13 protein-coding genes are annotated in these 12,958 nt (G+C 40.7%); 6 read left to right on the top strand and 7 right to left on the bottom strand.

Annotated elements, in window-relative coordinates:
* Window positions 1–207 precede the first annotated feature (207 nt).
* From IDJ76_RS18405 to IDJ76_RS18375, 7 genes are all read right to left on the bottom strand, one after another.
* Window positions 208–747: a cupin domain-containing protein gene (locus IDJ76_RS18405; RefSeq protein ID WP_191165359.1), complete on the bottom strand. Its 540-nt coding sequence runs from the start codon at window positions 745–747 to the stop codon at window positions 208–210.
* A 68-nt stretch (window positions 748–815) separates the two neighbouring features.
* The gene (locus IDJ76_RS18400) at window positions 816–1,649 is read right to left on the bottom strand and encodes a helix-turn-helix domain-containing protein (protein WP_191165357.1); all 834 of its coding nucleotides are present in this window, start codon (window positions 1,647–1,649) and stop codon (window positions 816–818) included.
* 10 nt (window positions 1,650–1,659) lie between these two features.
* Entirely contained in the window at window positions 1,660–2,547 is an 888-nt protein-coding gene (locus IDJ76_RS18395; RefSeq protein ID WP_224746405.1) for a helix-turn-helix domain-containing protein, read from the bottom strand.
* Between the two features lie 60 nt (window positions 2,548–2,607).
* On the bottom strand, window positions 2,608–3,309 hold the full coding sequence (locus tag IDJ76_RS18390; RefSeq protein WP_191165353.1) for a hypothetical protein: 702 nt from the start codon (window positions 3,307–3,309) through the stop codon (window positions 2,608–2,610).
* Window positions 3,310–3,405: 96 nt separating this feature from the next.
* Window positions 3,406–4,017: a hypothetical protein gene (locus IDJ76_RS18385; protein WP_191165351.1), complete on the bottom strand. Its 612-nt coding sequence runs from the start codon at window positions 4,015–4,017 to the stop codon at window positions 3,406–3,408.
* 9 nt (window positions 4,018–4,026) lie between these two features.
* Complete coding sequence (locus IDJ76_RS18380; RefSeq protein WP_191165349.1) at window positions 4,027–4,635, bottom strand: DUF998 domain-containing protein; 609 nt, start codon at window positions 4,633–4,635, stop codon at window positions 4,027–4,029.
* Window positions 4,636–4,644: 9 nt separating this feature from the next.
* The gene (locus IDJ76_RS18375; RefSeq protein WP_191165347.1) at window positions 4,645–5,604 is read right to left on the bottom strand and encodes a nuclear transport factor 2 family protein; all 960 of its coding nucleotides are present in this window, start codon (window positions 5,602–5,604) and stop codon (window positions 4,645–4,647) included.
* Between the two features lie 252 nt (window positions 5,605–5,856).
* Between IDJ76_RS18375 and IDJ76_RS18370 the strand changes: the two genes are divergently transcribed.
* From IDJ76_RS18370 to IDJ76_RS18345, 6 genes are all read left to right on the top strand, one after another.
* On the top strand, window positions 5,857–7,863 hold the full coding sequence (locus tag IDJ76_RS18370) for a sensor histidine kinase (protein WP_191165345.1): 2,007 nt from the start codon (window positions 5,857–5,859) through the stop codon (window positions 7,861–7,863).
* 9 nt (window positions 7,864–7,872) lie between these two features.
* Window positions 7,873–8,619 carry a LytR/AlgR family response regulator transcription factor gene (locus IDJ76_RS18365; RefSeq protein WP_191165343.1) on the top strand — a complete coding sequence of 249 codons (747 nt, stop codon included), beginning with the start codon at window positions 7,873–7,875 and terminating at the stop codon, window positions 8,617–8,619.
* A 388-nt stretch (window positions 8,620–9,007) separates the two neighbouring features.
* The gene (locus IDJ76_RS18360) at window positions 9,008–9,730 is read left to right on the top strand and encodes an SDR family NAD(P)-dependent oxidoreductase (RefSeq protein ID WP_191165341.1); all 723 of its coding nucleotides are present in this window, start codon (window positions 9,008–9,010) and stop codon (window positions 9,728–9,730) included.
* Between the two features lie 53 nt (window positions 9,731–9,783).
* On the top strand, window positions 9,784–10,770 hold the full coding sequence (locus IDJ76_RS18355; RefSeq protein WP_191165339.1) for an amidohydrolase family protein: 987 nt from the start codon (window positions 9,784–9,786) through the stop codon (window positions 10,768–10,770).
* Window positions 10,771–10,785: 15 nt separating this feature from the next.
* The gene (locus IDJ76_RS18350; protein ID WP_191165337.1) at window positions 10,786–11,637 is read left to right on the top strand and encodes a helix-turn-helix domain-containing protein; all 852 of its coding nucleotides are present in this window, start codon (window positions 10,786–10,788) and stop codon (window positions 11,635–11,637) included.
* Window positions 11,638–12,160: 523 nt separating this feature from the next.
* Window positions 12,161–12,946: an SDR family oxidoreductase gene (locus IDJ76_RS18345; RefSeq protein ID WP_191165335.1), complete on the top strand. Its 786-nt coding sequence runs from the start codon at window positions 12,161–12,163 to the stop codon at window positions 12,944–12,946.
* Window positions 12,947–12,958: the final 12 nt, after the last annotated feature.

Below are 12,958 nucleotides of genomic sequence, written 5' to 3'. Positions count from 1 at the left end.
GTCCAGTTTGGCGAAATAAAAAAGCCTCACGGTAAGGCTTTTTTATTTCCATGTTTTTTATAGTGCAGTAATAACTTACGCTGACCGAATACCGCTGGAAGTTAGTGTTTATCCTATCTTTTGGAAAAATGACTTAAATAAGAATGTATCTCTGTTTTTTGACTATCCGACTCTTTAGGTTTGAATTGCGTTTCTTCAATTCGTGAGCTACCATTTTAAAGGAGGTCCAACGACGTGAATATCGTGATCGTCAAATAACTTCGGATTAAGTCTGGCTTTTATATCGCCGGCAGCCCTGAAAAAGTCCTCCATTTTTCCTGCTGGCTGAAAAAGGAAAAACACTTGACCACTATCCGTTAGTTGAGCAAACGTATGCGGCACATTTCTCGGCAGAAATATACTATCTCCTTTTGTAAGGTAGTATTGATCTTCCCCTACCTGGAAAAGGAATTTCCCTTCTAAAATAAAAAACATTTCATCCTGATTTGGGTGGACATGCAGCGGCGGACCGCCTTTTACGTGGCCAGTATAAGAAAAAGCAGAGAGATCGCCGTCTGTATCTTTGGTGGAGACTTTGATGTCGTTAGGGGAATTACCGCTTAGCATGGTTTTTTCGTTAAAGCGGCTCTCGTTTGCTTTTACTATAAAACCTTTTGTTAAACGCTGTTTTTTAAAGCCGCTTGTTTTACCCATTGCTAAGGCGGGGATGCTTACTGCACCTGCCAATAAAAAATTCCTTCTTTTCATAATTATCTTGTAATTGATTACAAATATGACTGCTAAAATAGAAGGCTTACTGGTAAGAAAACGACATTCTAATAAGTATCGGCTTCTCCAAACTTTCGCTCCGGAGATTTAAGATCAAGTGCGTGGAAATCAATCGGCGTTTTTTGAGTAAATGCCTGGTAATCTTTAACTAAGTGCTGGTAATCATAATACCCACATTCGATAGCTATAACAAACCAGCTTAACTGCGGGTATTTGTTTTTCATCCGGAAAGCGTTCTCAAAACGAATCACCTTGTTAAAGTACCTGGGCGATACCCCCATACGCTCCATAAACTTTCGTTCAAATTGCCGCAGGCTAAGACAGGCTTCCCCGGCCAGCCATTCAATTTTGGGGCTTTGATCTGCCCGAAGCATCAGATTGCTTAACCTGTCGATACTGTTAAAATCTTTTTTACAGATGGCTATTCTCCCGGCTAAAAAAGCCTCTACCACGCTCACCATCTCCGGATATCCTTTTGCATCATTTATCTTATCGTTAACTTCCTTTACGCTGTTCGGGAATATAGCTTCGGCATCGATATAACCATTATTAAGTTCAATTGACGGGATACCTGTTAAACGATATAAGGCACCCGGACTAAACACCACCTGGAAAACTAAAAAATCTCTGCCGACATATCGGTTGGTAACACCGGCTTGCTGACCGATAATCACTGTTTTCAAATTACTGATTGTTTTGCCGTTATCGGCGAATTGCACTTTTTCGGTATCGCGCGGGTAAAAGCTTAAGCAATGCTCTGGTTTTGGCGGGTATGGTTTAAATGGTATTTTGGCAGCATCATCAAAAACAAAATGCACCACCCTGTAAACCCGGATAAAAGCTGATAAAGGAAGGCTTGGTGCAAATTCCAGTAATACCATGCGCTAAGTATTATATCCTATGAAATAAGCCTGTGGCTGAAAAATCCGTATATCCAAGCACCCTTTCCGGGGCATGTTCACTTTCGGTGATCAGGGAGTTTGGTGTATTGCCTGAAAACTGTTTAAAATCCTTAACCAAATGCTGATAATCTGAATAGCCTGTTTGTATAGCGATGGTAAGCCAACTTAAATGGGGGCATTGCTGTTTCAGTCCGTAAGCCTGGTAAAAACGGCAAATCCTGGCATAAAATTTAGGCGAAATACCTATCTGTCGGGTAAAGGTACGTTCAAACTGGCTGATGCTGAGGCAGGCCAGGTTAGCATAAGTTTCGAATCTGAAATTTTGTGGGCAATTAAGAATAAGCCCGCCAATTTTATCAACCGGGTGGATAAAATCTTTTGCCTGCCCTATCTTTTTCCATAAAAACCTTTCAAATATGAATTGAAAATCTTCAGGGTTTTTAGTGTTTGCCATTTGTTCGTTAAGCTCTTTTATCACGTTGCCCAGTACCAGTTCGGCATCGATATTTTGATCGATAAACTCGGTCATGGGTATTTTAAAAAGCTGGTAAAAAGCGCCCGGCTGAAACCTTACATGAAACATGATATAGTCATTAGGCGGATACAAGTTATGCCTGCAGGTATTTTGCCCCATAATTACCGAACGTGCCCTTTTTTCTGAAACCTTTATCCCGGGGATCTCGGAAAAAAGATCACCTCGAACATAGAATGTAATACCCTGATCCGGGCAGGCCGGATACGGTTTTACCGGCACTTTGTTACGGGCATCAAAAACAAAACTCAGTAAAAAGTAATGCTTTATGTATTGTGCTGTTATTTGATCGGGATAAAGGTAACGTAGCAAAGCAATTAGGAATAAAGGTTTAATTTCCCTCAAAATAATTATTAAAAATACAGTTTAATTAATTGATAATGAATAGTTAGGCTATTATAGTTTTTAAAAAAATAGTTGTGCAAACCCGCCTGCAACCGCCTGCCAGGCTGCCGAAAGCTGGAACTGCCAGATCAAGTGCATAAAAAGCACAATGCCCAGGGTAACCAGGTAAGGCTTGTAGGGCCTTTTATTTATCAAGTCGTAAATAATAAAGCCAATGGCTAAGGCATCTGTTAATAAAAGCGAATATTCTATAGCCAACGGAAATGGCACGCCGCCGTAAATAATCATTGCCCTGCCTACGCCTGGGCCAAGCATTAAAAAGGCAGTAGCTATCATGTATCGCATATGGTAAGCACTATTTTTTTTATAAACCAGGGCCAAGGTGTATAAGGCAGCAAATGCGAAGATGTCCGGTAGGTTCAATGCCAGGCTTGCCACATTTTGCACTTTAGGTATAGTTGGTGCCAAACGCAGAAACTGGCCTTTGGTAACTAAGAAAATGGAAAGCAATATTAATGGGACCAATATATAAGATACCTTACCCAGGTTGCGGTGCAGCTCGTATCTTTTATACCGTATTAAAAATGGCTGAACAATAAGCATAGCAAACCAACTTAACATCATCATTCCATGAAAGTGCTGTACTGTGGTTATGCCATTAAAAGAGGGAAACAAGCCGAAATAAGTCCGGTAAAAGCCCCAGATTACAAAGGCTAAAATCACTACTACAAAGTAGCTAACATTTTGATAGGTCTTTTCCATGATTAGTTTGGTTTTTATTTCAAAATTGGCTTAAAGGCAAGGGATTATGGTGGTAAAAAATCGGCATATTTTATTTTCATCACAAACGCTTTCACTTCATTTTAGCTTATTCAGTTTACGGCGCATAATTAGAAACATGATGAGCAAGCCGGTGATAAATGCCAGGAGGATTCGGATAACCAGGGTTTTCATCACATCCAACCGGTCAAAAGGCATGGTTCCCTGCCCGGCTACCATACACCAGTAATCTCCTTTTTTGATGTATGTTTCCAGGCGCATCACATCTAAATTCATTTCGCCAACCGGCGTGCCTAACGTTACATCCAGCAACACATTTCTCACGGCCGTTTTGCCATCGTTATACAGCCGTACTATTTCAGTGCCAGGCACCACAATTACATTTTTAAATACAATGCCGTCGTTCTCTGCATTTTTTTTCCAAGCGCCGCCGCTAATTGATCTTAACCCTTCCGGCCCTACGGCAACAAGGTCAGCGCTACTTGCGGCGGTTAGCTTTGCAGCCCCTGGTTTATCAGGCGCAATAGCGTGCATGTAAGCAATTACCTCCTTTCGTACTTCGGGGTTGCTGGTTAAATCCAGTTGTGTGGAGTCGGCTTTGGTCAATAAATAAACTTTATGGTCTACCTTTTTTTCACAGGCAGATAGCACCATCAGTAAAGCGGATAAAAGAAATAGGATAGGTTTCATATGTAAGTTTTAAAATGTTAAAGTTGATTGCGTTAATTTGATATATAGTTGCCTGCTCACCAGTATAATCCAGGTTATATCCCAAACTATCAGTATCCGCTCACTAAGGCCCCTTAATGATGGCGGGCTGAGTAAAAACGAAATAAATACCACAGCACTTGTTACCCCGAAAAGGCAGGAGATTTTGGCCATATGTTGCCAGGTATTGATTATATTAAAAGTAAAACCCCAGGCAATGATGGCTATACCTAAACTAAACAAAGCTATTAGTGCAGATAAACCATGAATTAAACCTTGCGGTGTTGGGGTCTCGCCGGGTAGGTCGGTAGTAAATATGGAGAAAAGGAAAGCCCCGATACACCAAATAACCAATGTAGTAATTGCGGTTTTAGATGCCTTAATGGTGATTAGTAGCCCCGCAATAAGGCACAATGCACCTATTGCTATACTAAAGAAACCTGTGGTCATCAACCAGCCGTAATTACCCACGGCGTACTCACTTACAAAGCTGGCCAATATGCTTTTATCCGGCCTGATGAAATGCATCAGAATAAACACAAACACAAAGAACAGGTGGCTATATAAACCGGTGATTACAATTGTTTTGAGGTAGTGCATGGATTGCTGTTAGTTTTTCTCTGAAACTTTTACGCCCATGTTTTCCTTTTCTTCCGCCGTGGCCTTCCTGGTACCCTGCCCGCCTACAAAATACCATTTGCCATTTTGTTTAATATAGGTTTCGGTGCGGATAACGGTGATGTATTGATCGCCTTTAGGAGTATCAAACAACACATCGGCTATTATATTTTTCACGGCTGTATCGCCATTATAAACCCGCATAAAACATGATCCCCACAGCGGCGTTACCCCTTTAAATTTTACAGCGGTTGTTGCAAATCCTTCCTGCCATTGTTTCAGCCCGTAAGATATACGGCCTTCAGGGCCAACAGCAATGTAATCGTCGTTTAGGTGTGTGGCGCTATCGGGCAGCATACGCAGCGCCTCAATTGCTTTACGCTCTGCGGGGTAATTGGTGGTGTTGTATTTGCCGGCCGGCGGGGTAAATGGCGCGGCATCATATGACGGTTTTACACTACTTCCTAAACTTAAACTTGCTTGTTCTTCCTGGCTCATCATCCGCGTACCCTGGCCGCCAACAATATGCCATTTGCCATTTTGCTTCACATACGTCTCCCTTACGATCAGCTTGAGCGCGTCATCGCCTTTTGGAGTTATAACACTTACATCAAATATTACGTTTCTTACTGCGGCATCAGCATTGTATATCCTTAAGATCGAAGTGCCGGGTACCGGTTTTATCGACTTAAATTTCAGGCCTTTTAAGCTTTGCTTCCAGGCTTCGGCACCATAGTAAACTTTACCATCGGGGCTAACCGAAACATAGTCATCATTTAAATATTGGTCGTCGCCATCATTTGCGATTAGTTTTTCAATAGCTTTTCTGTCGTCAGGGTAACTGGTGGTATCGTATTTGCCAGCGGGCGGCACCTGCGCTACAGCCATACTTGCAACGAGTAACATTGCGATGCTTGTGATCCATTTGGGGATGTTGTTAATTTTTTTCATGTTGATTTGAAGTTTTAGCAAATGTTTGGTTTCGATTGATCGAATTGAGTTCGTTGCTGTAAAGCTGCATCCTTTAAAAAGGGCATGAAAGCGGTAACAGTCCAGTGGCGGGTAATTTGAGCAAAGGGCATTATTTATTTAGTTAACAGAAATTAATCGGCCCCTTTTTCCATTCACTCAAAAAAACAACTGTTCACCATAAAGTTTAAGTAATGCCGTGTGCTTTGCGTACTTTTAAAAATGCCTCGACATATGCGCGCTGTATATATCCTAAGTTTCCTTTTTATTCTCTTTAGCCTGCCTGTAAAAGGCCAGGATACGATTGTATTGAACGGGCAGCCAAAATGGGTGAAACCTCTTGATATTGCTGGCCAGGTCTTGTTTTATGAGGACCGGGCCGATGAACCCCTTAGTTTTAGCGAGATAAAAAAGCAGCGGTTTATTGCTTTTACTAAAGCCTACCGAGAGACAGAGTATTCATCAAGGCCACTGATCATTCAATGGTTTAAGTTTGTCATCTGCAACCCATCGTTATCCGATACGCTTGATCTGCGTGTAGGGTTATCGCCGCATTGTTTCACCCGTTTGTATGTTGATAACCGGCTAAAAGCCTTAAGCGGCGCGTACGAGGTTAAAGGTAAGCTGGCCTTGCGCCAAGGGCTGGCGGCTATTGTATTGCCGGGTTCAACAATAATATGCTATGTACGAACTGAAGATCGTAAAGCTCAATTCGTGCCGCCTGAGATTAAACTGCAAACACCCTATCTGTCTTTAAAGGGCGGTTACGAAGGTTTTAATGGGGATAGGTATCTTTTTTCGATGCTGTCTATTTTATGTGGTTGTTTGTTATTCATCAGCATTTTCGCTATTTACCAATATTATTTATACCGAGATGCCGCCTTTATATGGTATGTAAGTTATACCATCGCATCCTTTTTAATGGGTTTGTTTTGGTTGGATATAAGGATGCAGTTAATGCTATTTACACCGTTTATACGCGATCTGATATTTTCAGTTTTTACTTTTTTGATCCCTGTACTCTATGCACTCTTCATCGGCAAAATGTTAAGTTTACCTACCCATTTCCAAAAAGGCTGGTTAATCATTAACATATTAATTGGCATTGCTATATTCCAAATGCTGGCTGAGTTTGTGCAGGTTCGGACTGGCTGGTTTATATTTAATAAAAACTACTATGGTACTGTAACTTCGGTATGGCCTACAGTGATGCTTAATTTGGTTTTGCTGGTGCTTACCGCAAAAAGTAAAGAACCCGTCAAATGGTTCCTTTTCGGCGGCTTAATGAGCTTGCTGTTATTGTGGTTCCTGCCATTTACCGGCATTACCTATAAAATACCTTCCCATAGCCGGGAGCTTTTTATGATTATCATTTTCATACCGGCTTTCTTTTTACTGGGTTTAACTATAGAGGCTATTTGCTTTTCATTTGCCTTATCCTATCGCGCCAAACTGGTTCTTATTGAAAGGAACAGGATGCAGGCATCTTATGCTTTGCAATTAGAAAATGCGCTGACCAAAAAAACCAATGAGCTTCAATTGCAGAGCAGCATCAGCGAAGCACAAAAAATAAAACAGGTACGAACCGAGTTTGAGCAAAAAATAGCCGAAACTGAAATGACAGCGTTGCGCGCGCAAATGAACCCGCATTTTATATTCAATTGCCTTAACTCCATTAAGCTGTATACACTCGAAAATGATTCGCAAACAGCATCTGAATACTTAACCATTTTTTCGCAGTTGATCCGGCTGGTGCTTGAAAACTCTCAATCAGAAAAGGTTACCTTGCAAAAAGAGCTGGAAACACTGCGTTTGTATATAAAGCTGGAAGCCATGCGCTTTAAAAATAAGGTACAATACGACATTAACGTAGATCCGGCGATAGACCAGCAATTCACCGATGTTCCCCCTTTACTTTTGCAGCCTTACGTAGAGAATGCGATATGGCATGGCCTGATGCATAAAAAGGATGGCGGTAATATAAAAATAGATGTTACCCTGCCATTGGAGCATTTGCTGCATATTGAAATTACCGATAACGGCGTTGGGCGGGAGCTGGCTGCAGCGTATAAAAGTAAATCGGCCACGCGGCAAAAATCTTTCGGCTTAAAAATGACTTCTGAAAGGATAGATATAATTAACCAATTATATAAGATGGAGGCAGATGTAAGAATAACCGATTTGAAGGATGCTATGAATAAAGCCATAGGAACAAAAGTCACCATTCAAATTCCTATCTAACCCCAATATATGCTTAAAGCTGTTATTATAGATGATGAACCGGATTGCGTAAAGCTATTGGCATTGCAGCTAAAAATGTATTGCCCACAGGTACAAGTAGTAGCCAACTGCACAGAAAGTAACGAGGGGCTTGCAAAAATAACTGAACTACTGCCCGATATTGTTTTCCTCGATATTGAAATGCCGATAATGAACGGGTTTCAGCTATTGGAAAAAATAGGCCATATCAATTTCAGCCTGGTATTTGTGACCGCATACGATCAATTTGCGGTAAAAGCCTTCCGCTTTAGTGCGTTGGATTACCTGCTAAAACCCATTGATGGCAAAGACCTTAAAGCCGCTGTTGAAAAAGCAGAGTACCGACGGTTCCCCGTTAAACTACAGCTTAGCTTGTTGAAACAACAGTTGAATGGTGGTGAAAAGTCCTTCCCTGATAAAATAGCTTTGCCATTTCAAAACGGAGTAGCCTTTGCAGAAATCAAAAATGTAATTTATTGCGAGTCTGACAACAATTACACCCGTTTTATTATGATTGATGGCCATCAGCACACTGTAGCCAAAACACTAGGCGATATACAGGAAGTATTAGAAAAGCGAAATTTTTTGCGAGTGCACCGTCAATACCTGGTTAACCTGGATCACATTAAGAAATATGTCCGTGGCGAAGGCAATTACCTCATACTCTCCAATGATAAAAGTATACCGGTAGCGCGAAATCAGAAGGAAAGACTTATAGAGAAGTTTGGATGGCTTTAAAATAAATTGGATAAATATAAAAGAAGCATTTCTTCGGAGACGCATTAAGCGCCATGATTATTGATAGCCAATCTTAAGCTATTTAGAGGGCGCTTAAAAACTTTAAATTTTCTAATAATTGGTTCGAATTATGTCCAGTCTGGGGATCAACAAAATAATATATAGTTAATCATTTCTATTAGCACCCCTCTCTTACCTTCATTTAACGCTAACGTTACCCGTGACTGTGAAGTTTGAAAACGCTCACAGTGTAGTTAATCCCTGAATAGTCCTATTACAACCCTGAACGTTGTCTTGATGTCAATTAGCAGACCGGTTTAAATTTGTAGCTTCAATTTAATATACTAAACGCTGTATAAGTCGTTTAAACTAACATTAAATAAAGGCTATGAAAACGGTGTTGACAACAGGGGCAAATAAAGGAATCGGTTTTGAGACCGCCATGCAACTCGCCCAATTAGATTACTTTGTTTATTTGGGATGTAGAGATAAGGAAAACGGAATGGAAGCGATTCAAAAGTTGCTTGATCTGGGGATAACTAATGTAGAGAGTATTCAAATTGATGTGACCAATATTATATCTGTCCGACAGGCAAGACAAATATTGGAAGCCAAGGTTAGTTCATTAGAAATTTTGATTAATAACGCCGGTATAGTCGGTAGTCTGCTTCAGGATCTTTCCATATGTAGCCTGGAAAACCTACGCTGGATATTCGAAACCAATTTTTTTGGCGTGATACAAACAACGCAGGAGTTCCTGCCGTTGCTTAAAAAATCTGGACAATCATCTATTATTAATGTTTCAAGTGAAGTGGGCTCACTCGCGGCCATGAGCGTCCCGGGAGGAAACCCATCAAGGGACAAGTTTCATGCTTATGGCTCTTCAAAGACCGCATTAAACGCGTTTACCGTACTGCTGGCTAATGAACTGCGTGAGAGCGGAATCAGTGTCAATAGTGTTACTCCCGGACACACCGCCACTGACCTTAATCAATTCAAAGGAACGAAATCCGTTGAACAGGGTGCGACCCCCATTGTAACGCTGGCAGCACAAAATATCCCCGGCATCACTGCAAAGTTCTTTAAAGATAGTGGTGAGACTTCATGGTAATCTATTTGAAGTTTTAGCAGGATTTCATTTACAAACATTCTAATTTCTATAATATGCGTATTGTAACACTTGAAGAACATATTTCATTTCCTGAGATGTCTGGCCAAATACCTGAAGATGCTTTAGGCGGTTTTGGGAAATCAGAAAGAATGCAACAGCTTATGCCGAAACTGGCCGATATCACCGGGGAGCGTTTGAAATCAATGGATGCTAATGGTATCTCGATGCAAGTGCTTTCTGTGGATAGTTCTGGTGCTAATTTGTTGAGCGCCGAAAAAGGCCCTGCTTTTGCTGTACAGTACAACGACCTGATCGGCAAACGGATAGCCGGCTTTGAAAGCCGGTTTGCTGCATTCGCCCACCTGCCTATGACCGCCCCTTTTGCGGCTGCAGATGAACTGGAGCGAACAGTAACCGAATACGGTTTCTGCGGTGCGATGATACGTGGACTGACACAAGATAAGTTTTTAGATCAGCCTGAGTTTCACCCCATACTTGAACGTGCCGAAAGATTAAATGTGCCAATTTACCTACATCCTGGACTGCCACCAAAAGGGATTGCAAATATTTATTATAGTGGATTGCCGAATCATTCAGGTACGGCAGAGGCTTTAGCCTGTTACGGGTGGGGCTGGCATTCAGAAACCGCGTTGCATATATTACGGCTCCTTTACTCGGGGATTTTTGATCAATATCCTAAGCTGAAATTAATTATCGGCCATATGGGCGAAATGTTACCCATGATGATGGCAAGATCTGAGCGGGCATTCAAACTCGGTAACGGCGGTGCTAACCAGCGCACGCTGACCGATACGTTTCAAGACCAGGTTCATATTACTACCAGTGGCTTTTTTACCCAGCCGCCATTAAGAATCGCATTAGATACTTTTGGCATAGATAATATTATGTTTTCGGTCGACTATCCTTTCAGTACAAATGAAATGGGTATTGAGTTTTTAAATTCGATAGATCTTTCTGAGTCGCAAATTGCAAAAATCGCTTATGTGAATGCTGATAAGCTCCTGAATTTAAAGAGATAAACGTATTTTTGGATAATGAACAGCATACCGGTAGACCAGTTGCAAAATAAAACCAGTATAGGTCTGCAGGTCAAAACTTTCAAAGGTAATGATGAATCTCCACAAAATCAAAGCTATGATAATCACAGGGACGATCATTATATATTTTTCATTCTAAAAAAAGGTTCAGGAAAACTTCATGTCGACTTTCAGGATGTAGTAGTTACTGCCGGGCACATTTACTTTATAATCCCTACGCAAATCCACTCACGGGTTAAAACCGATCATGCTGAAGGTTGGTTCCTTGCAGTTGACCCTGCATTGATCGCTATAGAGTTACAAGCGGTTTTTGAAAACCGGCTAAATTTACAGCCACCATGCAAATTATCTGAATATGAATTAAAACAGTATGATAACCTGCTTTGTCTCTTATATAATGAGTATACCCAAAGGAAAGGTGATCAATATTACCTTTCAATCATTCATGCCCTGACTCACTCATTTTTGGGAATGGCAGCCAGTAACTATAGTTCCTTAGGTACGATAGAATACAAGCATAGCCGATCTGCTGATCTCGCACGAAAGTTTAAAAAGCTGCTTTCTTTACATATTAGAACAGTAAAAAGTCCATCCGCTTATGCTTCGATGCTCAACATTTCATCGGGTTACTTAAATGAGGCTATAAAAGGTGTCACAGGCTCAACCGTGAGTTATTGGATTCAGCATGAAACGTTTACCGAAGCTAAACGCTTATTGTATCATAGCGATGCAGATGTAAAAGAAATTGCCTTTGAATTAGGCTTTAGTGATTACTCTTATTTCATTCGTTCTTTTAAAAAAGTTTGCGGGTTTTCTCCTTCGAAATTCAGAACGCTTAACCGGAGGTAGCAACCGGGCAATAAATTAATCGTTAATTACTTGCTAATGAATAGTTCCAATATCATGAATTTGTTGAATATGCGAAGTTGATCAATGATATGGTTCGAATTCTTTCCGAATGGGGGCCTTAACCAATGATTTAACCCCACTCTGGCGAATGGGTTTTTTTGTTTGCACAAAAAGTGCATCTATCAAAAAATTCTTAGCTTAAAATGGCCTCCCAGTTCAGGTAGTAAGATAAATATGCATTGATATCTGAACTCCAGATATCAATGCCAAAAAAATTAAATGTATAAGAAAGAATGCTTGTTAATGATAGCGATTTATAATTGCCGCTTATAAGGCTACTTAATCGACTGCGATTTTTGCACTACCCACTGCAAGTACCTGACTGTTCAAGAAAAATGGCTTATCCGATCCGAGAAATAGAGAAAAGATTTTTATAAACCTTCCTTCTGGCTACAACAATGTGACTTTGGGCTACATCCACTTTCGGCTGATTGCTGATCTTTGTGAAACATCAGTCGAAAACATGGAATTAAAAAACAGCACTATTCTTATAACCGGAGGTACGAGTGGCATTGGACTTGAATTTTTAAGACAACTTAGCCTAAGTAGCGTTTCTCAAATCATAATTACTGGTCGTAATACAGTTAAATTGGACGAAACCAAAAGGCAATTTCATGCGATACATACCATTAAAAGCGACGTAAGCGAACCGCAGGACATTGAGAAGTTGTATCAGGAGGTTACCCAAAAATTTCCGGCGTTAAATATTATTATTAACAATGCTGGCATTATGAAGAACCTGAACCTGCAGGATACCAGTATTAAATTGGAGCATATTACTGATGAGGTAGACATCAATCTGTCCGGGACCATCCGTATGGTTCACCGCTTTTTACCGCATTTAAAATTACAAAGTTCTGCCGCAATCATTAATATTTCGTCAGGTTTGGCATTTATTCCGCTACCGATCTCTCCTGTTTACAGTGCAGCCAAAGCAGGTATCCACGCTTACACGCAGGTGTTGCGTTTACAATTAAAAAATACGAATATTAAAATCTTTGAGGTTGCTCCGCCTTCAACCGATACTCCTTTGCAAGATGCATTTTCAGACATAGATATGGGAAGTTCGGCATCAATAATGAAAGTGGACGAAATGGTAACTGAGTCTATCAAAGGTATTTTGAACGATAGGCTGGAGATTCTACCAGGGATGTCGAAAGCCTTGAAGTTGATGGGTAGGGTTGCCCCCAAGTTTTTCCTCAACTTCATGGATAAAACAATTGAGAAAGCTAAAAGAAAATCAAAATAGTATTTTTACAAT

The sequence above is a fragment of the Mucilaginibacter glaciei genome (genome assembly GCF_014773245.1).
Lineage (GTDB): Bacteria > Bacteroidota > Bacteroidia > Sphingobacteriales > Sphingobacteriaceae > Mucilaginibacter > Mucilaginibacter glaciei.
The sequence above is the reverse complement of the archived record's forward strand: the minus strand, read 5'-3'. Positions and strand labels throughout refer to the sequence as shown.

What these genes read in the sequence shown, in the direction of transcription:
- IDJ76_RS18405 (WP_191165359.1), bottom strand. Translation starts at nt 747, where the DNA reads ATGAAAAGAAGGAATTTTTTATTGGCAGGTGCAGTAAGCATCCCCGCC.
- IDJ76_RS18400 (WP_191165357.1), bottom strand. Translation starts at nt 1,649, where the DNA reads ATGGTATTACTGGAATTTGCACCAAGCCTTCCTTTATCAGCTTTTATC.
- IDJ76_RS18390 (WP_191165353.1), bottom strand. Translation starts at nt 3,309, where the DNA reads ATGGAAAAGACCTATCAAAATGTTAGCTACTTTGTAGTAGTGATTTTA.
- IDJ76_RS18385 (WP_191165351.1), bottom strand. Translation starts at nt 4,017, where the DNA reads ATGAAACCTATCCTATTTCTTTTATCCGCTTTACTGATGGTGCTATCT.
- IDJ76_RS18380 (WP_191165349.1), bottom strand. Translation starts at nt 4,635, where the DNA reads ATGCACTACCTCAAAACAATTGTAATCACCGGTTTATATAGCCACCTG.
- IDJ76_RS18375 (WP_191165347.1), bottom strand. Translation starts at nt 5,604, where the DNA reads ATGAAAAAAATTAACAACATCCCCAAATGGATCACAAGCATCGCAATG.
- IDJ76_RS18370 (WP_191165345.1), top strand. Translation starts at nt 5,857, where the DNA reads ATGCGCGCTGTATATATCCTAAGTTTCCTTTTTATTCTCTTTAGCCTG.
- IDJ76_RS18365 (WP_191165343.1), top strand. Translation starts at nt 7,873, where the DNA reads ATGCTTAAAGCTGTTATTATAGATGATGAACCGGATTGCGTAAAGCTA.
- IDJ76_RS18360 (WP_191165341.1), top strand. Translation starts at nt 9,008, where the DNA reads ATGAAAACGGTGTTGACAACAGGGGCAAATAAAGGAATCGGTTTTGAG.
- IDJ76_RS18355 (WP_191165339.1), top strand. Translation starts at nt 9,784, where the DNA reads ATGCGTATTGTAACACTTGAAGAACATATTTCATTTCCTGAGATGTCT.
- IDJ76_RS18350 (WP_191165337.1), top strand. Translation starts at nt 10,786, where the DNA reads ATGAACAGCATACCGGTAGACCAGTTGCAAAATAAAACCAGTATAGGT.
- IDJ76_RS18345 (WP_191165335.1), top strand. Translation starts at nt 12,161, where the DNA reads ATGGAATTAAAAAACAGCACTATTCTTATAACCGGAGGTACGAGTGGC.